This window comes from Pseudomonas sp. 50_B (assembly GCF_017491625.1).
In the GTDB taxonomy this organism is placed as follows: Bacteria; Pseudomonadota; Gammaproteobacteria; order Pseudomonadales; family Pseudomonadaceae; genus Aquipseudomonas; species Aquipseudomonas danubii.
The window spans coordinates 4,983-26,518 of the sequence record NZ_JAFGYX010000019.1; the positions used below are offsets into that span (position 1 = coordinate 4,983).

Sequence of the window (21,536 nt, forward strand, 5' to 3'; positions counted from 1 at the left end):
TGACGGTATAGGCGAAGGTTTCTGTGCCGTTGCCATTGCCGCGCAGGGCTTTGAAGTCGGCATCCGCAGTGTTCAGCGTGTAGGTGTAGGAACCGTTGGCATTGAGCACCAGGGTGCCGTAGGTGCCCGTAAAGGTTCCGGCTGTCACCGGCCCGCTGGGCACTCGGTCTGCCCCTTGAGTGTCGTTGGTTAGCACGTTGCCCGTCAGGGTCAGCTGGCTTTCCGAGGCAGTAGTCGGATTGCTGTCGTTGACCGCAGTCGGCAGGTCGTCCACCACATTCACATCCAGAGTTCCGGTGGCACTGCTGCCATCCACATCCGTAGCCACCACATTGAACTGTTCGCTGAGGCCGTTGGCACCGTTGGCGCTCGGGTGGGCATCATTGTCCAGCAGGGTGTAGCTGTAGCTGATGACTCCGGTTCCGGCGTTGTAGCCGGTGATAGTCAGGGTGTTGCCCAAGGCGGTGGTGACGCTTTGCGGGAACCCCGCCGCAACGCCGCCGCTGACCACATTGATGCCGCCCACGGTCAGGGTTTGCAGGCCGTCCAGCGCGGTCACGGTAAACGTGCCGCTCTGGGTTAACGCAGGGGTATCCGGGCTGCTGCCGTCGCTGAGGTTTTTCTCATAGACCGTCAACTCGCCACCGTTGACGTTAAGACCGTTCAAGGTCACCGGGTCATCGTTGTTATGGATCTGCAGCACCAGGTTCGCTGTGCTCGGGTCGCCATCGGAGTCAGTGACGGTATAGGCGAAGGTTTCTGTGCCGTTGCCATTGCCGCGCAGGGCTTTGAAGTCGGCATCCGCAGTATTCAGCGTGTAGGTGTAGGAACCGTTGGCATTGAGCACCAGGGTGCCGTAGGTGCCAGTAAAGGTTCCGGCTGTCACCGGCCCGCTGGGCACTCGGTCTGCCCCTTGAGTGTCGTTGGTTAGCACGTTGCCGGTCAGGGTCAGCTGGCTTTCCGAAGCGGTCCCGGGATTGCTGTCGTTGACCGCCGTGGGCAGGTCGTCCACCACGTTGACGTCCAGAGAGCCGCTGGCGGTGCTGCCGTCCACATCAGTGGCCAGCACACTGAAATGTTCGCTGAGGCTATTGACGCCATTGGCCGTCGGATGGGCATCGTTGCCATTGAGGGTATAGCTGTAGCTGACTACCCCGGTGCCTGCGTCATAACCGGTAACGGTCAAGGTGTTGCCCAGGCCGGTGGCGATGGATTGCGGAAAACCCGCCACCACCCCGCCGCTGATCACGCTGATGCCGCCCACGTTCAGGCTCTGCAGACCATCAAGGGCCGTTACAGTAAACGTGCCGCTCTGGGTCAACGCAGGGGTATCCGGGCCGCTGCCAGTGGTCAGGTTCTTCTCGTAAACGGTGAGTTCGCCACCATTGACCTCCAGGCCGTTCAAGGTCACCGAATCGTCATTGTTGTGCACCTGCAGCACCAGATTGGCCGTACTGGGGTCGCCATCGGCGTCGGTCAGGGTGTAGGTGAAGGTGTCGGTAGCATTGCCGCCCCCGCCCAGCGCGAGGAACGCAGGGTCGGTGGGATGCAAGGTATAGGTGTACGAACCATCCGCTGCCAGCACCAGGGTGCCATAGGTTCCGGTGAAGGTGCCGGCCGTGATCGGCCCGGAAGCGACCCGGTCGGCGCCCTGCACGTCGTTGCCCAGCACATTGCCAGTCAGGCTCAACAGGCTTTCCGAGGCGGTCCCGGGATTGCTGTCGTTGACCGCCGTGGGCAGGTCGTCCACCACGTTCACATCCAGTGAGGCGCTGGCACTGCTGCCATCCACGTCAGTGGCCACTACATCGAACTGCTCGCCAAGGCTATTGGCACCATTGGCGTTCGGATGGGCATCGTTGCCATTGAGGGTGTAGCTGTAGCTGACCACCCCGGTGGCCGCGTTGAAACCGGTGATGGTCAGGGTATTGCCCAGGCCAGTGGTGACGCTTTGCGGAAAGCCCGCCGGTACGCCGCCGCTGACCACGGTGATACCGCCGACAGTCAAGGTTTGCAGGCCGTCCAGGGCGGTCACCGTGAAGGTGCCGCTCTGGGTCAGGGCCGGGGTATCCGGGCCGCTGCCGGTGGTCAGGTTCTTCTCATAGACAGTGAGCTCGCCTCCCTCGACCTCCAAGCCCCGCAGCAGCACCGGGTCGTCATTGTTGTTCACCTGCAGCACCAGGTTGGCGGTGCTGGCGTCGCCATCGGCATCAGTCAGGGTATAGGCGAAGGTTTCAGTGCCGCTGCCGCCGCCCTTGAGCGCCAGGAAGGCCGGATCGCTGGTGTTCACGCTATAGGTGTAACTACCGTCCGCCGCCAGCACCAGGGTGCCGAAGGTGCCATTGAAGGTGCCGGCAGTAACAGGTCCGGCCGCCACCCGATCAGCGCCCTGCACATCATTGGTCAGCACATTGCCGCTCAGGGTCAGTTGGCTTTCCGAGGCGGTGCCTGCGTTGTTGTCATTGACTGCCGTCGGCACATCGTCGGTGATATTGACGTCAAGGGTGTTGCTGGCCGAGTCGCCATTGCTGTCGATGGCAACCACGCTGAACTGCTCGCTCAGGCTGTTGGTGCCATCCGCCGCAGAGTGCAGATCATTGCCATTGAGGGTGTAGCTGTAGCTGACCACCCCGGTGGCCGCGTTGAAGCCGGTGATGGTCAGGGTATTGCCCAGGCCGGTGGCAATGGATTGTGGAAAAGCCGCCGCCACGCCGCCGCTGACCACATTGATGCCACCGACATTCAGACTGAACAGCCCATCCGGGGCCGAGACTGTGAAAGTGCCACTCTGGGTCAGGGCCGCCGGATTGCTTGCCGAGCCCTGCTCCAGGTTGGCTTCATTGACCGTGAGTTCACCGCCCTCCACCGCAAGCCCACTCAGGCTCACCGGGTTGTTGGGGGTTGCACCATTGATCGGCAGCAGGCCATCGATGCGCTCAGGGACAAATTCGGGGATGCCATTGAAGCCCGCTGTCGGAAAGCCGATCACCGGCTCGACCCGGCCCCCGACTTCCTCCAGCAGAACAAAGCTGTGACCGCCGCCCTCGGCACCCGGCGCGCCACCGGTACCGGTGGGGCCCGCCGCAGTGGCTTCGGCGGTTTGGGTTGGGTCATCACCGGCGGCAATGGCTTGTTGCAGTTGTTCGACATCGCTCAGTTGCGCATCGCTGGGTGCCAGCACTTGCGGGGTATCGACCTGAGTGGCCTGCTGGTCAAGCAACTGCGCCGTCAGTTGCTGGCTGCTGTCACGGCCCAGGGTCAGATCCTGGCCATTTTGCAGATGCACTGCCACCGCACCTTCGGCTCCAGTGACCAACTGCTCACCGACAAACAGCCGGTCCCCCTCCACCAGGAGACGACGGGCGCCATCCGCGCCTACCGCGTAAACCTGCCCGATCACCTTGGTCACAATGCCGATTAACGTTGCCATGTGCACTCCTCCGATGCCGAGAACAATCGGCATCCGCTTGCTAGCGGCAGCGCAGACAGCGTTAACCCGTGGTTGAACAGACCCTGTGCCTGGCCGCTCCGCCCCCATGGCGAAGCGCGCCAGTCTTGATGTCCCGCCCTCCCTTGCTACCAGTCGGACGGCTGATACCGCAGGGCGCCGGACAAAACAGCCTCATCCGTGCCTTCGGATCGCTCACCAACTACATTGTGCGAAACAGGTCAAAAGGCGAAATCGCCAAAAAAATGCCGCCATATCCTGTTCCGTACCTTCTTCCTTGTAACCACTTCCCCGCCCTGAACTACCTGAAATTTGAACGTCCCCAGAAACTTCAGGAAATGCCTCAACGCCTGAAAATTCCGGGCTTGCGATTGGAACAATGTCTTGCTTTGACAAACATGCATAAGTTTTTTTTGGCATAAAACTTATGATTTTTTTTTCTTAGCTATCCTTCTGGATGTTCTTAGCTCTGTTGTAAACAAGATGAGACGGTTAAGTCTCAATTTTTTAGTCATATTTTTGACGAAAACACTGTTTCACTGGATCAGGGAGAGACACCCATGCGCGTTTTCACCCCCCTCAGCGGTGCAATTCTTTTGGCCTCAATCTGCGTCAGCCCGGCTCAGGCCATGTCTTTGACTGAAGCCATCCAGAGCACTCTGGACAATCACCCTGAACTTCGCGCCAGCCAGAACAACCGGCTGTCTGCCGATGAGGATGTGAAGGTGGCCAAGGGTGGCTTCTATCCCAGCCTGGACCTCAATGCCGGCTACGGCCGTGGCTACAGCGACAACAGCACCACCCGCGGCTATGGGGTGGCACGCGGTACCGGCAACCACAACACCGAGACCCTGAATTACACCCAGTCGGAATTGCGCCTGCGGCAGATGCTCTTCGACGGCTTCAACGCGGCCAATGAAGTGGGCCGCACCCAGTCGGTGGTCAACTCCCGGGCCTACTTCACCCGCGGCACCGCCGAAAGCCTCGCCCTGCGCACCATCGAGGTGTACCTGGAAGTGCTCAAGCGCCGTGAACTCTTGACCCTGGCCAAGAACAACCTGCAGGCCCACCTGCGGGTCAACGACCAGATCGGCCTGCGCAGCCAGCAAGGCGTGGGCAGTACCGCCGACCTCGACCAGTCCAAGGCCCGGCGTGCCCTGGCGGAGAACAACTACGACACCGCTCAGGTCGACCTGGCCGATGCCGAGGCCAACTTCTACAGCGCAGTCGGACGCTTGCCCGACGAGCTGGAAAGCCTGCCGTCGATCCGCGGCGAAATCCCGCAGAACCTCAACGACGCCAAGCAGAGCATGCTGCTGAACAACCCCTACCTGAAGTCCGCCCAGGCTGACATCCAGGCGGCAGAGAGTCAGTACGAAGTGGCCAAGTCGCCCTTCTATCCACGCTTCGACGCCGAGGCCGCAGTCAACGCCAACGACAATGTGCAGGGCGACCTGGGCCACGACAACGAATGGCGGGTCGGGGTGATCATGAACTACAACCTGTTCCGCGGCGGCAGTGACAAGGCCCGCCTGCAGTCCAACGCGCACAAGATCAACCAGGCCATGGACATCCGCAACAACGCCCTGCGCATGCTCAACGAAAACATCACCCTGGCCTGGAACGCCATGCTCAACGCCAAGAAACAGACCCCCACCGCCCGGGAATATGCGGAAACCACCACCCGGGTGCGGGCCGCTTATCAGGACCAGTTCGGCCTCGGCCAACGCACCCTGCTCGACGTTCTGGACAGTGAAAACGAGCTGTACAACGCCAACCGCCGCTACACCGAAGTGCGCTACACCGAAGAGTTCTCCATGTACCGGGTACTGGCCAACATGGGCGAACTGCTGAGCAAGGAAAAAGTCGTGGTACCGGCCGAAGCCATCGCCCAAAGCGAAGTGAAAAGCGAGGCGCGCCTGCCGGAAATGAAGTAGTCCCGTGGAGGACTCGATTTGACCAGCCTCGAACCCGGGAGCCCGCACGCCGATCCGCGTGCCAGCTTCGACGACCCGCTGTTGGACGGATTACTGATCCTGTGCCGACTCCACGGCTGCAACGTCAGCCGGGGCAGCCTCAGCGCAGGCCTGCCCCTGGACAAGCAACGCCTGAGCCTCGACCTGCTGCCCCGGGCCGCGGCCCGGGCCAGCCTTCAGGCTCGTCTGCTGCGCCGGGAACTGGGGGCGATATCCGCTCTCAACCTGCCGGTGCTGCTGATTCTCCAGGGCGGTCGTTGCGCGGTGCTCAGGCGCTGGGGCGAGGATGGCCAGGCCCTGATCCTGCCCAGCGAGGCCGAAGGTGGCGAGCAGTGGGTGAGCCGCGAGGAACTGGCCCGGGAATACAGCGGCCAGGCCCTGTTCGCCCGCCCCCGCCATGAACTTGAAGACCTGCGCAGCCCCCTGGTGCCCAGGGTCGACGCCTGGTTTCGCGACACCCTGAAGCTCTCGCGCTGGCTCTACAGCGACGCCATTCTCGCCAGCCTCCTGATCAACCTGCTGGGCCTGATGGTGCCGCTGTTCGTGATGCAGACCTACGATCGGGTGGTGCCCAACCAGGCCACCTCGACCCTCTGGGTGCTGACCCTGGGCCTGCTGCTGGGCACCGGGTTCGAGCTGGTGTTGCGGGTGGTACGGGCCCACCTGCTGGACCAGGCCGGGAAAAAGACCGACGTGATCCTCTCCGCCACCCTGTTCGAACGCATCACCGGCATGAACATGAAGGCCCGACCAGCCACCATCGGCGGCTTTGCCCAAAGCATCCACGACTTCCAGGGCCTGCGGGAGTTTCTGACGGCCGTGACCCTGACCAGCCTGATCGACCTGCCCTTCGCCCTGCTGATGCTGGTGGTGATCGGCCTGCTCGGGGGCTGGCTGGTGGTGATCCCGATACTCGCGTTCCCCATCACCATCGTCTTCGCCATGCTGATCCAGGTGCGCCTGCGGGACACCGTGCAAAAAAGCCTGGCCCTGGGTGCCGAACGTCAGGCGCTGTTGATCGAGACCCTCGGCGGCCTGGAAACCCTCAAGGCCTGCAGTGCCGAAAGCGAACGCCAGCACAAGTGGGAAAGCACCCACGGCGCCCTGACCCGCCTCGACAGCCACGCCCGCAACCTCTCGGCCTTGGCCACCAACGGCACCCTGTTCATTCAGCAGTTGTCCGGCATGGCCACCATCGTCGCCGGGGTCTACAGCATCATCGCCGGCAACCTCAGCGTCGGCGCCCTGGTGGCCACCTATATGCTCGGAAGTCGGGTCCTGGCGCCATTGGGACAGATCGCCGGGCTGATCACCCGCTACCAACAGGCGCAGTTGACCATGCGCAGCACCGACGCCTTGATGGCCCTGCCCCAGGAACGCGATGCCCGTCAGCGGCCTCTGGAGCGCACCCAGTTGCACGGCGCCCTGGAAGTCAGCCGAGTGAGCTTTCGCTACCCCGGGCAAAGCACCCCGGCGCTGAACACCATCAGTTTCAGCCTCAAGCCCGGAGAGCGGGTCGGCATCATCGGCCGCAGCGGCTCGGGGAAAAGTACCCTGGCCCGGTTGCTGATGGGTTTTCTCACCCCGGAAGAAGGCCAACTGCTGCTGGACGGCCTGGACCTGCGGCAACTGGACGTGGCCGACCTGCGTCAGCAGATCGGCTACGTCGCCCATGACCTGCCGCTGCTGGCCGGCAGCCTGCGGGACAACCTGACCCTGGGCGCGCGCTACATCAGCGATGCCCGAATGCTCGAAGTCGCCGAGCTCACCGGGGTCACCGAACTGGCCCGCGCCCACCCCCAAGGCTTCGACCGACCGGTGGGTGAACGTGGGCAACTGCTGTCCGGCGGCCAGCGCCAAGCGGTGCTGCTGGCCCGGGCCCTGCTGCTGGACCCGCCGATCCTGCTGCTGGACGAACCCACCAGTGCCATGGACAACAGCAGCGAAGACGCACTGCGTCAGCGCCTGCATGCCAAGGTCCAGGGCAAGACTCTGCTGCTGGTGACCCACCGCACTTCGATGCTCAGCCTGGTGGACCGCCTGGTGGTTCTGGACGAAGGACGGATCGTCGCCGACGGACCGAAAGACGCGGTTATCGATGCACTGCGCAAGGGCCGTGTTGGCTCTGCAGCCGTCTAGGAGTGCCGAGCATGTCTACACCATCGTCACCCCGCAGTTACCTGGGCAGTTTTCGCCGAAGCGCGGAAAGCGAATTCATGCCGGAAACCGCAGAAGCCTCGTTGCAAGACTCGCCCCGCAGATCACGGTTGACGGTCTGGATCGCCGCCGCGCTGATCCTCTGCGCACTGGTATGGGCCAGGTTCGCGGTGCTCCAGGAAGTCACCACGGGCGAAGGCAAGGCCATTCCTTCGAGCAAGATCCAGGTGATCCAGAACCTGGAAGGTGGCATTGTCACCGAGATTTTCGTCCGCGAGGGGCAGATGGTGGACAAGGGCCAGACCCTGCTGCGCCTGGATGACACGCGCTTTCGCTCGAACAAGGGCGAGAGCGAGGCGGATCGCTTCGCCTTGATGGCCCAGGTCGAGCGTCTGTCCGCCGAAGCCGAAGGCAAGCCCTTCACCCCATCCGCCGAAGTGCTGAGCAAGGCGCCGCAAGTGGCGGAAGACGAACGCTCGCTTTACGACCAGCGCCAACGGCGCCTGGCCAGCGAGCAGCGCACCCTCAGCGAACAGTTGCGGCAGAAGACCCAGGAACTGGCGGAATTTCGCTCCAAGCAGGGGCAATACAGCTCCAGCCTGGCCCTGCTCAATCAAGAGATGAACATGTCGGCCCCCCTGGTGGGCACTGGCGCCGTGTCACCGGTGGAAATCCTGCGGCTCAAGCGCAGCGCGGTAGAGATTCGCGGCTCCCTGGACGCCACCACCCTGGCCATTCCACGGGCCGAATCGGCCATCAACGAGATCAAGAGCAAGATCGATGAATCGGTGCAGACCTTCCGCTCCGATGCCGCCAAGGAACTCAACGAGAAACGCACTGACCTGTCGAAGATCACCGCGTCGGGGATCGCCATCGATGACCGGGTCAACCGCACCACGGTGGTATCGCCCGTGCACGGCGTGATCAAGCTGCTCAAGGTCAACACCATCGGCGGCGTAGTCCAGCCCGGCAGCGACCTGGTGGAAATCGTACCCATGGAAGACAACCTGCTGATTGAGGCCAAGGTCCGGCCTCAGGACGTGGCGTTCCTGCACCCCGGACAGAAAGCCATGGTCAAGTTCAGCGCCTATGACTACACCATCTACGGCGGTCTGAGCGCCAAGCTGGAGTTGATCGGCGCCGACACCGTCACCGACGACAAGGGCAACAGCTTCTATCTGATCCAGGTACGCACCGACAAGAACCACCTGGGGGGCGACACCAATCCACTGCTGATCATCCCCGGCATGGTGGCCACGGTGGACATCATCACCGGCGAGAAAAGCGTGCTGGACTACCTGCTCAAGCCCGTGCTCAAGGCCCGCACCGAAGCCATGCGCGAACGCTGACTGCCGGCTACGTAGGAGCCGGCTGGCCGGCGAAGAGGCCCTCTGACTTTGCCGCAGACTTGAGAGTGCTTTCACGGGCAAGCCCGCACCTGAAGGCAAGACGTCAGGGTTTGGCGCCGTGGTTGCGTTGGTAGGTGTCTTCGCCCATCGCCGCGATCTGCCCTTCGATCAGGGCCTCGAAGGGGCGCAGCAAGGGCTCGAAGGAGGCCGGCGCCTCCAGTACCTGCAACGCCTGGACAATGGCTTCCAGGGTCGACAGCGCACCCGGTCCCGGGGCTTTGCGCAGGCGATAGCGCGAGGGCGTCGCGGCGGCCAGGGTCACTCGCGGCAAGGCCGCCAGCAGCGGATTGAGGTGCAACAGCTTGCGGGCCTTGCGCCAGGTACCGTCGGGCACCACCAGCAGCAGCGGTTCATCGGTCTCGGCATAGGCCTGCAGCGGCTGGGCATCGTCCGCCGGGAACAGCAGGCAGGCCCGGTATCCGGGTTGAGCGAGCAGCGTCGGCAGATCCTCGAACACCTCACCCACCCGCAACTGCGCATTGTGCAGCCCCAGGGCCGCCAGCCGCGCCGTGTTCAAGGCGTGGTTGACCTCACTGGGATGCTGCAGCAGCAACACCCGGGTGCGGCTGGGCAAATCCGGGATCAGCGGGCACAGACAATGGCCTGTGGGACGCAGGCAACGCTCGCAGCGTGCTCGGGACATGGGAATTCCTTATGACTGGTTGAGCTGGGCCTTGAGCAGATCGCGAAAGGTCTGGATCAGGGGTTCACGGCCCCGGCCACGACGCATGATCAGGGAGAACGGCGCCTGGTAGCCGAACGTTGCCGGCAGCAGCACCCGCAGGTCGCCCTTGTCGGCCCAGGCCTGGGCATAGTGTTCCGGCAGGTAGCCGATGTAGGCGCCGGACAGCACCAGGATCAACTGCGCCTCCATGCTTTCGACAGTCGCCGCGCTGTGCTTGAAGCCGTGCCGGGCCAGTTCCGCCTGGCTCCAGTAGCCACGGCCGACCATGCGCTGCTGGGTGATGACCTGCTCGGGGATGCGCCGCTCGCTGTACAGCGGATGCCGGTTGCTGCAGTACAGCCAGTGCTGCTCGCGGTACAGCGGCATGTACACCAGGCCGCTCATGCGCGTGGAAAAGGCGCCGATGGCCAGGTCCAGGCGGTTGTCCTGGACCCCCAGTTGCAGTTCGTGGGGGCTCATCACCGACAGGTGCAAATGCACCGCCGGATGCTCCTGGCTATAGGCGCCGATGGCCTCGGCGAACGGCAGGGCCTTGTCGCTGACGGTGGAATCGATCACCCCCAGGTTCAGGGTGCCGCGCAACTCGCCCTTGAGGGCCGCGGCGTACTGTTCGAAGCCCTCCAGCTCCCCCAGCAGACGCAAGGTCTCCTGGTGGAACAGCTCACCCTTGCTGGTCAGGCTGAACCCGCCACGGCCACGGTGGCAGAGCACCAGCCCGAGAGCGCCTTCGAGCTGGCTCATGTAGGTGCTGATGGCCGACGTCGAGAGATTGAGTTCGTGCTGGGCATTGGCGAACCCCTGATGGCGCACCACGCTGACGAAGATGCGCAATAGTTTCAGATCAGGTAAAGCGTTGGCCATGACAGGCTCCGATAACAGGCAAAACAACCACTTCCCTGTAACAAGTGCGCGTGCTCGTGCCGCGCGATGAAGCAGACCCGATGCCATCCATGCCCACGTTCAATCGCCCCCGTCACCCGGATAACGCTGCTTGCACCGCCGGACGGGGGCAGGCTGCAACGCTTCGCAGGGCGTTGGCAGCAGCGCGAGAGTCTAGCGCGGCCCTGGCCATTAGTTTAGAAAAATCTGAACTAAGTATTTGTCCGTAGCGATTCTTTCCCCGAACTACATTTCGCAGAATCGGCCCACTCGGTTGATCGGGCGGCACCTGCTGCGCCCTCAGCCCCATAAATATAAAACAACGATGAGGCCTATCCCGTGGACAAGATTCTCCACCAACCACTGGGCGGCAACGAAATGCCGCGCTTCGGCGGCATCGCCACCATGATGCGTCTTCCCCATCTGCAATCCGCCGCCGGCCTGGACGCTGCGTTCGTCGGCGTGCCTCTGGACATCGGCACCTCGCTGCGCGCCGGCACCCGTTTCGGCCCGCGGGAAATCCGCGCCGAGTCGGTGATGATCCGCCCTTACAACATGGCCACCGGTGCCGCCCCGTTCGACTCGCTGTCGGTGGCCGACATCGGCGACGTGGCGATCAACACCTTCAATCTGCTGGACGCGGTGCGCATCATCGAAGAAGCCTATGACGGCATCCTCGAACACAACGTGATTCCCCTGACCCTGGGCGGCGACCACACCATCACCCTGCCGATCCTGCGGGCCATCCACAAGAAACACGGCAAGGTCGGGCTGGTGCACATCGATGCCCACGCGGACGTCAACGACCACATGTTCGGCGAGAAGATCGCCCACGGCACCACCTTCCGCCGCGCCGTGGAAGAAGGCCTGCTGGACTGCGACCGCGTGGTGCAGATCGGCCTGCGCGCCCAGGGCTATACCGCCGAAGACTTCAACTGGAGCCGCAAGCAGGGCTTCCGTGTGGTCCAGGCCGAAGAGTGCTGGCACAAATCCCTGGAACCGCTGATGGCCGAAGTCCGTGAAAAGGTCGGCAACGGTCCGGTGTACCTGAGCTTCGACATCGACGGCATCGACCCGGCCTGGGCTCCAGGCACCGGCACCCCGGAAATCGGCGGTTTGACCACCATCCAGGCCATCGAGATCGTCCGTGGCTGCCAGGGCCTGGACCTGGTGGGCTGCGACCTGGTGGAGGTTTCGCCGCCTTACGACACCACCGGCAACACCTCGCTGCTGGGTGCCAACCTGCTGTACGAAATGCTCTGCGTACTGCCCGGCGTGGCCCACCGCTGAGTCTCGGCCCTGGGAGGGCTGGTGCCGCGCTCAAGCACGAGCGCGGCCATGGAACCGTCATGCAAAGGAGCGCAACACCTTAGCCAACGTGGTCGGAGCAGATCATGAATAACAATAAAGAAAACAGCCTTAACGACATGAACAACGGGGACGCCCAGATTCCCGCCCCTCGACGCAGCACCCTGTACGACCTCTCTCGAAACAGGCCCCCCTTGGCCTGAACTGCCCCAGCAACCGCAGCTCTTCCGGAAGACCGGCCTCCACTGGTCAACGGGGTGACCGTCCGCATCGGCGGGTGGCAACAACAATAACAACTTGCTTGTGAGGACCCGAACATGGGCTTGGATATTCTCGTAGTACTGATTTATGCCGCCGGCATGATCACCCTGGGCTGGTACGGCATGCGCCGGGCCAAGACCCGTGATGACTATCTGGTAGCCGGCCGCAACCTCGGGCCGGGCTTCTACCTGGGTACCATGGCGGCCACCGTACTGGGCGGCGCCTCGACCATCGGCACCGTACGCCTGGGCTACGTCCACGGCATTTCCGGCTTCTGGCTTTGCGGCGCCATTGGCCTGGGCATCGTCGGACTCAGCCTGTTTCTGGCCAAACCCTTGCTGAAACTGAAGATCTACACCGTCACCCAAGTGCTGGAGCGCCGCTACAACCCCGCGGCACGCCACGCCAGCGGACTGATCATGCTGGTCTACGCACTGATGATCGGCGCCACCTCCACCATTGCCATTGGGACAGTGATGCAGGTGCTGTTCGGCTTGCCATTCTGGGTATCGATCCTGGTGGGCGGCGGTGTGGTGGTGCTCTACTCGACCATCGGCGGCATGTGGTCGCTGACCCTGACCGACATCGTGCAGTTCCTGATCATGACCATCGGCCTGGTGTTCCTGCTGATGCCGCTGTCCATCGTCGACGCCGGCGGCTGGGACAGCCTGGTGGCCAAGTTGCCGGCCAGCTACTTCGACTTCACCGCCATCGGCTGGGACACCATCCTCACCTACTTCCTGATCTACTTCTTCGGCATCTTCATCGGCCAGGACATCTGGCAACGAGTGTTCACCGCCCGCAGCGAAGGAGTAGCCAAGATTGCAGGGACCGCGGCCGGCATCTATTGCGTGCTGTACGGCCTGGCCGGCGCGCTGATCGGCATGGCCGCCAAGGTGCTGCTGCCGGATCTGGACAACGTCAACAATGCCTTCGCCAGCATCGTCCAGACCAGCCTGCCCAACGGCGTTCGCGGCCTGGTGATTGCCGCGGCTCTGGCAGCCCTGATGTCCACCGCCAGCGCCGGCCTGCTGGCGGCCTCCACCACCGTGACCCAGGACCTGTTGCCGCGGCTGCGCGGTGGCCGTGAAAGCGGCAATGGCGACGTGCATGAAAACCGCATCGCGACGTTGCTGTTGGGCGTTGTGGTGCTGGGTATCGCCCTGGTAGTGAGCGACGTGATCAGTGCCCTGACCCTGGCCTACAACCTTTTGGTGGGCGGCATGCTGATTCCGCTGATCGGCGCCATCTACTGGAAACGCGCCACCACGGCCGGGGCCATCACCAGCATGTCTCTGGGCTTCATGACCGCGCTGTTCTTCATGTTCAAGGACGGCCTGGACGCCAACACACCGATTTACTACAGCCTGGCCGTGGGCCTGGTGAGTTTCGTGGTGGTGAGCCTGGTCTCCCGGCGCTCGGTGCCTCTGGCCAATGCGATCTGACCTGAAGTCAGACGCCTGAAGTTTTCTTCGACGGGTGCGGCGTCGGTGGCCGCACCCGTTTTTTTCGTCCACGAGAAAGTGCCACAACGCCGGATGACACTCGCTTCAGCCCGATCCAGGAAGCCGCCCACTGGACGAGCGGTCACCACCGCCGGAAAAAACCTCTGCTGTAATCTGATTCAGCGACGACTGTTACTGAACAGTACAAGGATCGCTGGCAGCCTCAGGGCACGCTATCGCTTCACCCTTGGACGGGGTCATAAAACAATCAGAACCTCTCCCCTGCCCCGAGGTGTTTATGGACCGTTTCGACATCCAACCAAGCATCCGCGTTGATCCAGACCTTGATCTCTACCGGATCAACTCCATCAGCGAACTCAGCCAGGTGATCCTGGAAAAGACCCGCGCCGACGCTGCCCGTCCCGCCTGACCTGCTCGCTCCTCGGGAGTAACTCGATGAAACGGGCCGAAGCACGCGTGGCCGTACACCTGCTCATCCGTCGGGGGCTGGATGAACGCACCGACTTCGATGACCAAAGCGCTCTGCAAGCACTGGGACTCGACCGGGAGGATATCGAAGCGCTGCTCTGGCGCCTGGAGGACAGGTTCGATCTCTGCATCTCCCCACGGGAAGAACAGCGAGCGCTCTGGCGCCTGGAAAAGGTCGACGACCTGGTGCAATGGTTGCTGGAAAAGTCCCGACAAAAACAGGATTGACCCGATTGCCTCGGGTGGATGGCCGAGCGACTGCCGGCCAGAAAACCCTGGCGAGAGCCGAAGTCTGCACTCCGCTCTCGCCCTGAGCTCAACGACGACGTTGCTGACGGCGCCGCAGTTCTTCGTCGGTAGGAATCGGCACCGGTTGCAGCGGTGGCTCGATCAGGCCCAGTGCGACACCAAGGTCGTGCAGCCAGCTTTGCAGTTTGTCTTTCATAGTGCCCCCTCAGGGTCGTGCTGAGCGGCGATACTGCGCCGCCTCAAGCAGATAATAGTCCTAACTTTTCCCGCGCGCTGCCTCGCAATAGCAATGAACTGTTACTGGATTGAAGCGAATCGGCCAAGGCTATTCAGCCATTGGCCCGCAGCGCCTGTGGCGCCTGCCCGGCAGTCTCCTGGGCAGCGGCTTATAGAAAGCGCTTGATCCGCCGACGCAGCCATTGCTCGGCGCTGACAAAGGTGATGCCCAGCAGCACCAGCAGCGCCCCCAGCACAAAGTTGAGGCTCAAGGGTTCACCCAGCAACAGCACGCCGAAGGTCACGCCAAACATCGGTGTCATGAACGAAAACACCGCCAGGTTCGCCGCCAGATAGCGACGCAGCAGCCAGAACCAGGTCAGGTAGCTGAAGAACGACACCACCAGCCCCTGGAACAACACACTGGCCACGGCCACCGGGGTCAGGCTGACCTGGGTCACCTGGCCGCTGAGCACCGCAATCAGTAGCAGGCCGACGAACCCGACGACCAACTGATAGAACAGGGTCAGTGTGGCTGGCGCTTCCGACAATCGCGAGGCGCGTACCACCACCGTGGTCGCGCCCCAGGCCAGGCCCGCCAGTAATCCCAATACATCCCCCAGGAGCATGCGCCGATCCAGATTGTCCAGGGAGATTCCACCGGCAAAGGCGATGCTGATGCCAATGAAAGCAAGGATGATCCCCAACCATTGCAACGGCCGCAGCCGCTCACTGGGCAGCAACCAATTGACCCCAAGGGCAGTGAAGATCGGGGCGGTGTAGAGGAACACCGACATATGCGCGGCGCTCGTCAGCTTCAGCCCCTCGGCAATGAACAGAAACTCCAGGCCGAACAGGGCGCCGGCCAGTAAACCGCCTCGCCAGGTACTGGAGACCTGGGACCAGCCCCCTTTCCAGCACATCAGCAGGGCCACCAGCAGCGCCGAAATCCCGGAACGAGCAGCCGCCTGCATCACCGGGGCAATATCCGCCGCCGCCCATTTGATCATCACCTGCTGCACGCCCCAGATCAGGCACAACCCCAGCATCACCTGCAGGGCAAAACCATCGGCGTTGCGCCGCTCGATGCTCACCGCAGTCCCTCAGATTGATTCATCGACATGACAGCTACCCGCTGTGGAAAAGACAACGCCCCCAGGCGCGCGCCCAGCCGTCGTGCTGCAAGGCCGGCCGCACCAGGAAAGACAAGCAACACGAGACATAGAAGAGGTGGGGCTTTAAGCACATCCACCCCAGAGCGAAACAAGTATCAGCTTAGCTCGATACGATCTGCGTGAATGACAATCTGGCCCTGTTTATAGAGCGCGCCGATGGCCTTCTTGAAGTTGCCTTTGCTGACCCCGAACAAACTGCTGATCAAGGCCGGATCGCTCTTGTCGCTGACCGCCAGAGAGCCATTGTTTTCGCGCAACTTGGCGAGGATCTTCGAGTTCAGGCTGGTGGCCGCTTCTTCACCCACCGGTTGCAGGCTCAGGCTGATCTTGCCATCGGCCCGCACTTCCTTGATGAACCCCTTCTCTTGCATGCCGGAGCGCAGGAACTTGAACACTTCGTTCTTGTGAATCAGGCCCCAGTGCTTGTTGTTGATGATCGCCTTGAAGCCCATGTCGGTGGATTCAGCCACCAACAGGTCGACTTCCTGACCAACCTTGTAGTTAGCCGGAGTCTTGTCCAGGTAGCGGTCCAGGCGAGCCGTGGCCGTGATACGACGGGTGTGCTTGTCCAGATAGACATGCACCACGCAGTATTCGCCGGCATTCATCTGGCGCTTCTCTTCCGAATAGGGCAGCAGCAGGTCCTTGGGCAATCCCCAATCCAGGAATACCCCGATACTGTTAACTTCGACGACTTTAAGGCTGGCAAACTCGCCAACTTGAACTTTCGGCTTTTCGGTAGTTGCGATTAACTTGTCGGCACTGTCCAGATAAACAAAAACATTCAACCAGTCTTCATCTTCACTGGGAATATCCTTGGGAATATAACGATTGGGCAGCAATATTTCGCCGTCCGCCCCTCCGTCCAGATACAAACCAAAGTTAGTGTGTTTAACCACTTGCAAACTGTTGTAGCGCCCGACTAAAGCCATTTCCAATACCCTCATTGCGTGGGCGGCATTCTACCTGTTTTCCACGCCCAGGTTGGCGCTCCTGAGTCCCGGACCGGAAAAATCCGTGAAGAGCCTTGGTTTTTCTAGCATCACTGGCGCTCAAGCGGCCATTCGTCAGGCCAACAGCGACCTGCCGGGTAGGGGCAAACAGCCACCAGGCCGCATTTTCAGTAACAGGTCTTTATTTAAAACAGCCACTTAGGAAGATGTCAGCAAGATCAACTTAAGGAAAAAGCCCAAAAAACGACCCTCTGTTTCAGAGGATATTTACCAAGCAATTGTCAAGTATTTCTGATAAGATGCCTGGCCAAATTAATTTTCCCAAAAGGTTAAATGGCCGCCATGCGAGTAAAAGCCTCCAACAGCAAAGCAAAACCAGCTCCCGCCGTTGAAACCAGCGAATCGATCAACGAACAAATCGCGGCCTTCCTGAAATCGGGCGGCGAAATCCAGCAAATTGCCAAAGGCGTCAGCGGCCAGACTTTCGGCCCATCCAAGCAGATCAGCCTCGGCAAGAAGTAATTCCCCCGCATTATCCTGGTCCCTTAGCGCTTTGCCCTCAAAGCGCTAGGACTGGCACCCTTCTCTCCTCCCCCCAGTACTAAAAGTCGACCAACGGCCCTTATCCGCTGTTCCTGGCCGCTATCCTTGCAGCTCTCTGGATCAATAGTTTCAGCCAACTCCCAGTTCATCACTGTCGGCCTTCCGCCCTGCGACTGAACGGCCGGCAGCCTTCCGGGTTCAGATGCAGGAACCCGAACTCGCAAGGACTCGAACATGGCGCGCCAGTGGCCCCTGCTTATCTCGTTGCTGATCCTCAGCCTGCTGCTCGGCGCCTGCAGCCGAGTCGGCCTGGCCTATCGCAACCTGGATGTAATCATCCCCTGGACCCTCAACGACTACCTGGACATGAACAGCGAGCAGAAAAGCTGGTTCAACCAGCGTCTGCAGCAGCACCTGAGTTGGCATTGCAGCACCCAGTTGCCCGGCTATCTGGACTGGCTCGATCGCCTGCAATTGATGGTGCAGAGCAATCAGGTCAGTGATCAGGACCTGCAAGCACGAACCCGGGAAGCCAAGCAGGCCATCGCCGAGACTGTAAGACAGATCACCCCTTCCGCTGTAGAACTGCTCCAGGACCTGGACGACGGGCAAGTCAACGAGATGAACAACGCCTTCGCCAAGGACCAGCAAGAACACCGCAAGAAGTACCTCACGCCATCACTGGCGCAACAGATCCAGCAGCGCAGTCAGCGCATGAGCAAGCGCCTGAATGCCTGGCTTGGCCCCCTGACCCCCAGCCAGCAACAACGAATCGAGCAATGGTCTGCCTCCCTGGGAGAGCAGAACCAGCAGTGGATCGCCAATCGCGTCCATTGGCAGACGCAATTCAGCGCCGCGGTGGCGCAACGCCGAGACAGCGATTTCCCACAGCGCATCGAGCAATTGCTGATCAACCGCGAGAGTTTATGGACGGACGACTACCGCCAGGCCTACGCCCACACCGAACAGGCCGCACGCAGCCTGTTGGTTGACTTGATGGCCGCCAGCAGCGTGGACCAACGCCAGCACCTGCTGAAGAAAATCGACGGTGTACGCAAGGACTTCGCCGCCCTGAAATGCCTGCAGAACGCGAGCCAGGGCTAGCATCGCGAAACTAGGCGATCTGCGCCTTGGAGGCCACCTCATCAAAGGTATCCGCAGCCAGGGCATCAGCCTGTTCATCCAGCACCTGACGCGGGTGATCGTTGCCCGGAATACTGCTGTCGATCAGACACAGCAGGCTTGAGCCACGAGGCGTCAGTACAAAGTTCTCGCCGTTGCCGCCCTCTTCCTCGGGCCTGGTTTCAATAAAGCCCCGGTCCAGCAGCAACTTTTCGTACTGGGTGGCGGTGACTTTCAGCTCATCCAGATTGCCGGTGGGCTCACCCTCCGCCTCCTTGGCCGCCGCATGCTGCTCGGCGTAGGGGCGAGGCGTGAAACTGTGGCCGGCGCCGTTCTGCACTTCGTGCAGCAGTCGTTCAATCAGATCCCAGTTATATGTGGTCATTGCGGTTCAACCTCCAGACATGAGAATGAAATGCCGTTCATAGGTTGTGACCGACCGGGTTTTCAGCCGTTCAGGAAATACGCCGCGCCAGCCTGACCCCTGATCGGAAAACCGCTGGGCAGCTTGTCGATCCAGCCCTGCGCCAAACGACTAGCGTGTGTAAGACCCATGCCCCCTGCCTTGAGGAGAAGCGCCATGAGCACTACCGATCACCCCGTGGTCTCCCGGGAACAATGGCTGCTCGCACGCAAGCAGCACCTGATCCATGAAAAGGCCTTGACCCGCCAGCGCGACCAGCTCAGTGCCGAGCGACGGGCGCTGCCCTGGGTCAAGATCGACAAGCCCTACCGCTTTCAAGGCCCCGACGGAGCACTGAGCCTGGCGCAACTGTTCGGCGAGCGTAGCCAGTTGCTGGTCTACCACTTCATGTTCGGCGCCGGCTGGGAAGAAGGCTGCAAGGGCTGCTCCTTTCTTGCAGACCACTTCGACGGCGCCAACCTGCACCTGGCCCATCACGACGTAACGCTGGTGGCTGTCTCCCACGCGCCCTATGCCCAATTCCAGGACTTCCGTCGACGCATGGGCTGGCGCTTCGACTGGTATTCCAGCGCCGGTGACGACTTCAACCAGGACTTCGGTGTCAGCCTCAGCGCCCAGCAGCTAGCCGCGGGCACCGCGACCTACAACTATGAACAGGCCAGTGGCGATGAAGCCGAGTTACCCGGCCTGAGCCTGTTCTATCGCAATGACCAGGGTGAGATTTTTCACACCTACTCCACCTATGCCCGCGGACTGGACCTGCTGGTGGGGGCCTATAACTTCCTCGATCTGACGCCCAAAGGGCGCAATGAAGAGCAGATCATGGACTGGGTCCGCCTCCATGACCGCTACGAACAGACACCCGAAGGCAAGGGAAGCCGCCCTTGCTGTGGTGACGCTTGAACCGGCAAGCCGGCTACGGGGCGTTTGTAGGAGCCGGCTGCCGGCGAATCGTACCGACAGGCGATTGGCTCTCACAAACGGCACAAATCTGCGGCAGACTGCAACGTCCGCCCCACAGCGAACTAATCTGCAAACATGAGCGCCGCCTACCACAGCCTCCACGAATACACCCTGCGCATGAGCCGGGTGCTGGAGCATATCGACCAACACCTGGACCAGCCCCTGGAGCTGGCGGATCTGGCGCGGGTGGCGCATTTCTCGCCCTACCACTTCCACCGCCTGTTCAGCGCCTGGGTCGGAGAGCCCCTCGGGGCCTACCTGCGGCGTCGGCGCCTGGCCTGTGGGGCTTATCTGATGGCCAGCCGCCCAGAAGCCTCAATCCTGGAAATCGCCATGGATGTCGGCTTCGGCTCCGGCGAAGCCTTCTCCCGGGCCTTCAAGCAACACTTCTCGGTCTCACCCAGCACCTGGCGCGACACCGAACCCAAACGCTGGCACCGCCGCCTCGACGACATCCGCGAACGCCGCCTGCGTGAATTGAGCAATCCTGATCAGACCCACATCCCGGCCTTCGACGATCCTGACGCCTTCATTCATCTGAAGGAAACCAGCATGAACGTCACCCTGCAGCAACTGCCCGCCACCCGCGTGGCCTACCTGCGCTACATCGGCGCCTACGGGCCCGGCATCGGCCTGTTCTGGCGCGAAACCGCCATGCCCTGGATGCTCGAACACCAGCTGTTCAACCACGTGCGCTACGGCATCGGCCACGACGACCCGGACCTCACCCCCGCCGACAAATGCCGCTACGACGCCTGCGTCGAAGTGCCCAAGGACTTCAAGGCCAGCGCCCCCGCCGTCGTCACCACCCTGCCCGGCGGCCTTTACGCCGTGGCCCACTTCCGCGGCCTGGGCCCGGCTATCGCCGACGCCTGGATCGAACTGTGCCGCGACTGGCTACCCAAGAGCGGCCTGCAGTTCGACCCACGCCCGGCCTTCGAGCGCTACCCGGCGGATGCGTACTACGACCTCAAGACGGGAGAGCTGGAGTGTGAGATCTGCATTCCGGTCAAAAAGCTGTAACCCAAAAAACACGCTGATCCCCATGTAGGAGCGAGCTAGCTCGCGAAGAACGCCAACGATCACGCGCTGTTACTGACAGAGCGCGGCGCCATCGGGTTCATCGCGAGCAAGCTCGCTCCTACAATCCCGCTACATACCCACTCAACGAGAAGGAATGGCCGTGATATCACGAACGATGAACTTCGGCAGAGCACGAATGTAGAAGTTCTCCACATCCGAATTACCGCTGTTGGTAATCGCCCCCAACATGGTCTTCATATTGCGCAACTGGCCCATGGCCCCGGCAGGCTGCAACCCATTGCGTTCCTGGGCGAAATGCAACACCTCGGCGCCGTCGCGCTTGACCTGGACCTTGTAGCCGAAATCGACACTGGCCAGGATCGTATTGTCATCGACGACCATCGACACCAGCCCCCCCTTGGAATCACTGAGCCGACGCTTGTACACCGCATTCACATCCAGCAGATAGTCGGCGCTGTCCTTGGTGGCGGCGTAGCGATTGGCATTACCCAATTGCCGGATCAACTCCATGCCCAGTTGCTGACGCAGCTTGTCCTCGGGCAGAAAGCGCTCGCTCTCGCCAACCAGTTGCAGGTTGAAAGTGTCGATCCAATAAGTGGCGGTGGCGGGAATCTGCACCGGTTTGGGCGAGATGTAATAGTCCGGGGTGGAGGCACAACCAGCGAGCAGAGCTAGGGTGAAGAGCAGAGACAACAGACGCATGACGGATCTTCCTTGAGAAGGTTTTCAACAACGCACCGCCACCTGAAAACCACCTGTGGCATGGCGATAAGCGGCGGCATTGTAAGCC

Annotated in this window: 19 protein-coding genes; 11 read left to right on the forward strand and 8 right to left on the reverse strand. The window is 61.7% G+C overall.

All coding sequences use genetic code 11. The features are described from left to right. Positions 1-3,430, reverse strand: a 3,430-nt coding sequence (locus J5M73_RS31910) for a retention module-containing protein (protein ID WP_243433908.1), incomplete at its 3' end; no start/stop codon positions are given. Between the two features lie 578 nt (positions 3,431-4,008). Between J5M73_RS31910 and J5M73_RS23195 the strand changes: the two genes are divergently transcribed. Genes J5M73_RS23195 through J5M73_RS23205 form a run of 3 tightly spaced genes read left to right on the forward strand, consistent with a single transcriptional unit; the run spans position 4,009 to position 8,930 of the window. Beyond that, complete coding sequence (locus J5M73_RS23195) at positions 4,009-5,385, forward strand: TolC family outer membrane protein (protein WP_207816231.1); 1,377 nt, start codon at positions 4,009-4,011, stop codon at positions 5,383-5,385. Positions 5,386-5,403: 18 nt separating this feature from the next. Next, the gene (locus tag J5M73_RS23200; RefSeq protein ID WP_102861703.1) at positions 5,404-7,563 is read left to right on the forward strand and encodes a type I secretion system permease/ATPase; all 2,160 of its coding nucleotides are present in this window, start codon (positions 5,404-5,406) and stop codon (positions 7,561-7,563) included. Positions 7,564-7,574: 11 nt separating this feature from the next. Further along, entirely contained in the window at positions 7,575-8,930 is a 1,356-nt protein-coding gene (locus J5M73_RS23205) for an HlyD family type I secretion periplasmic adaptor subunit (RefSeq protein WP_102861702.1), read from the forward strand. 103 nt (positions 8,931-9,033) lie between these two features. Here J5M73_RS23205 and J5M73_RS23210 read toward each other — a convergent pair whose 3' ends face one another. Both J5M73_RS23210 and J5M73_RS23215 read right to left on the reverse strand, forming a co-directional pair. Further along, positions 9,034-9,633 (reverse strand): DTW domain-containing protein, encoded by a 600-nt coding sequence (locus J5M73_RS23210; RefSeq protein WP_102861701.1) that lies wholly within the window; start codon positions 9,631-9,633, stop codon positions 9,034-9,036. Positions 9,634-9,642: 9 nt separating this feature from the next. Further along, the gene (locus tag J5M73_RS23215) at positions 9,643-10,536 is read right to left on the reverse strand and encodes a LysR family transcriptional regulator (protein ID WP_102861700.1); all 894 of its coding nucleotides are present in this window, start codon (positions 10,534-10,536) and stop codon (positions 9,643-9,645) included. Positions 10,537-10,893: 357 nt separating this feature from the next. On the opposite strand from J5M73_RS23215, the gene speB reads away from it, so the two are divergent. From speB to J5M73_RS23235, 4 genes are all read left to right on the forward strand, one after another. Then, positions 10,894-11,844, forward strand: a complete 951-nt coding sequence (gene speB, locus J5M73_RS23220; RefSeq protein WP_011059912.1) for an agmatinase — start codon at positions 10,894-10,896, stop codon at positions 11,842-11,844. 335 nt (positions 11,845-12,179) lie between these two features. Continuing rightward, positions 12,180-13,568, forward strand: coding sequence for a sodium:solute symporter (locus J5M73_RS23225; RefSeq protein WP_115581844.1), 1,389 nt, complete (start codon positions 12,180-12,182; stop codon positions 13,566-13,568). Positions 13,569-13,866: 298 nt separating this feature from the next. Beyond that, positions 13,867-13,998, forward strand: coding sequence for a hypothetical protein (locus J5M73_RS32095; protein WP_258009097.1), 132 nt, complete (start codon positions 13,867-13,869; stop codon positions 13,996-13,998). 26 nt (positions 13,999-14,024) lie between these two features. Further along, positions 14,025-14,285 (forward strand): hypothetical protein, encoded by a 261-nt coding sequence (locus J5M73_RS23235; RefSeq protein ID WP_102861698.1) that lies wholly within the window; start codon positions 14,025-14,027, stop codon positions 14,283-14,285. Between the two features lie 88 nt (positions 14,286-14,373). Here J5M73_RS23235 and J5M73_RS32100 read toward each other — a convergent pair whose 3' ends face one another. The 3 genes from J5M73_RS32100 to J5M73_RS23245 all read right to left on the reverse strand — a co-directional run bounded on the left by J5M73_RS32100 (position 14,374) and on the right by J5M73_RS23245 (position 16,629). Further along, positions 14,374-14,502 (reverse strand): PA1414 family protein, encoded by a 129-nt coding sequence (locus tag J5M73_RS32100; protein WP_011059908.1) that lies wholly within the window; start codon positions 14,500-14,502, stop codon positions 14,374-14,376. Between the two features lie 190 nt (positions 14,503-14,692). Beyond that, a complete protein-coding gene (locus J5M73_RS23240) occupies positions 14,693-15,616 on the reverse strand; it encodes a DMT family transporter (RefSeq protein ID WP_102861697.1) in 924 nt (307 codons plus the stop codon). Positions 15,617-15,792: 176 nt separating this feature from the next. After that, a complete protein-coding gene (locus tag J5M73_RS23245) occupies positions 15,793-16,629 on the reverse strand; it encodes a S1-like domain-containing RNA-binding protein (RefSeq protein WP_060838083.1) in 837 nt (278 codons plus the stop codon). A 354-nt stretch (positions 16,630-16,983) separates the two neighbouring features. Between J5M73_RS23245 and J5M73_RS23250 the strand changes: the two genes are divergently transcribed. Continuing rightward, positions 16,984-17,172 carry a hypothetical protein gene (locus J5M73_RS23250; RefSeq protein WP_016962619.1) on the forward strand — a complete coding sequence of 63 codons (189 nt, stop codon included), beginning with the start codon at positions 16,984-16,986 and terminating at the stop codon, positions 17,170-17,172. A 255-nt stretch (positions 17,173-17,427) separates the two neighbouring features. Next, on the forward strand, positions 17,428-18,297 hold the full coding sequence (locus J5M73_RS23255) for a DUF6279 family lipoprotein (RefSeq protein WP_102861696.1): 870 nt from the start codon (positions 17,428-17,430) through the stop codon (positions 18,295-18,297). A gap of 10 nt (positions 18,298-18,307) precedes the next feature. Here J5M73_RS23255 and J5M73_RS23260 read toward each other — a convergent pair whose 3' ends face one another. Next, positions 18,308-18,700, reverse strand: a complete 393-nt coding sequence (locus tag J5M73_RS23260) for a transcriptional regulator (protein WP_102861695.1) — start codon at positions 18,698-18,700, stop codon at positions 18,308-18,310. A 195-nt stretch (positions 18,701-18,895) separates the two neighbouring features. On the opposite strand from J5M73_RS23260, the gene J5M73_RS23265 reads away from it, so the two are divergent. Together J5M73_RS23265 and J5M73_RS23270 are read left to right on the forward strand one after the other, a co-directional pair. Continuing rightward, the gene (locus tag J5M73_RS23265) at positions 18,896-19,642 is read left to right on the forward strand and encodes a thioredoxin family protein (protein ID WP_207816232.1); all 747 of its coding nucleotides are present in this window, start codon (positions 18,896-18,898) and stop codon (positions 19,640-19,642) included. A gap of 135 nt (positions 19,643-19,777) precedes the next feature. Beyond that, positions 19,778-20,725 (forward strand): AraC family transcriptional regulator, encoded by a 948-nt coding sequence (locus J5M73_RS23270; protein WP_115581841.1) that lies wholly within the window; start codon positions 19,778-19,780, stop codon positions 20,723-20,725. Between the two features lie 141 nt (positions 20,726-20,866). Here the strand turns inward: J5M73_RS23270 and J5M73_RS23275 are convergent, their stop codons facing one another. Continuing rightward, positions 20,867-21,448, reverse strand: coding sequence for a hypothetical protein (locus J5M73_RS23275; RefSeq protein ID WP_102861692.1), 582 nt, complete (start codon positions 21,446-21,448; stop codon positions 20,867-20,869). Positions 21,449-21,536 lie beyond the last annotated feature (88 nt).

Bases quoted from the DNA above. Each gene is read 5' to 3' on its own strand.
- J5M73_RS23260 (WP_102861695.1), bottom strand. From the start codon at position 18,700: ATGACCACATATAACTGGGATCTGATTGAACGACTGCTGCACGAAGTG.
- J5M73_RS23255 (WP_102861696.1), top strand. From the start codon at position 17,428: ATGGCGCGCCAGTGGCCCCTGCTTATCTCGTTGCTGATCCTCAGCCTG.
- J5M73_RS23215 (WP_102861700.1), bottom strand. From the start codon at position 10,536: ATGGCCAACGCTTTACCTGATCTGAAACTATTGCGCATCTTCGTCAGC.
- J5M73_RS23250 (WP_016962619.1), top strand. From the start codon at position 16,984: ATGGCCGCCATGCGAGTAAAAGCCTCCAACAGCAAAGCAAAACCAGCT.
- J5M73_RS32100 (WP_011059908.1), bottom strand. From the start codon at position 14,502: ATGAAAGACAAACTGCAAAGCTGGCTGCACGACCTTGGTGTCGCACTG.
- J5M73_RS23265 (WP_207816232.1), top strand. From the start codon at position 18,896: ATGAGCACTACCGATCACCCCGTGGTCTCCCGGGAACAATGGCTGCTC.
- J5M73_RS23210 (WP_102861701.1), bottom strand. From the start codon at position 9,633: ATGTCCCGAGCACGCTGCGAGCGTTGCCTGCGTCCCACAGGCCATTGT.
- J5M73_RS32095 (WP_258009097.1), top strand. From the start codon at position 13,867: ATGGACCGTTTCGACATCCAACCAAGCATCCGCGTTGATCCAGACCTT.
- J5M73_RS23245 (WP_060838083.1), bottom strand. From the start codon at position 16,629: ATGGCTTTAGTCGGGCGCTACAACAGTTTGCAAGTGGTTAAACACACT.
- J5M73_RS23275 (WP_102861692.1), bottom strand. From the start codon at position 21,448: ATGCGTCTGTTGTCTCTGCTCTTCACCCTAGCTCTGCTCGCTGGTTGT.
- J5M73_RS23225 (WP_115581844.1), top strand. From the start codon at position 12,180: ATGGGCTTGGATATTCTCGTAGTACTGATTTATGCCGCCGGCATGATC.
- J5M73_RS23270 (WP_115581841.1), top strand. From the start codon at position 19,778: ATGAGCGCCGCCTACCACAGCCTCCACGAATACACCCTGCGCATGAGC.
- J5M73_RS23195 (WP_207816231.1), top strand. From the start codon at position 4,009: ATGCGCGTTTTCACCCCCCTCAGCGGTGCAATTCTTTTGGCCTCAATC.
- J5M73_RS23235 (WP_102861698.1), top strand. From the start codon at position 14,025: ATGAAACGGGCCGAAGCACGCGTGGCCGTACACCTGCTCATCCGTCGG.
- J5M73_RS23205 (WP_102861702.1), top strand. From the start codon at position 7,575: ATGTCTACACCATCGTCACCCCGCAGTTACCTGGGCAGTTTTCGCCGA.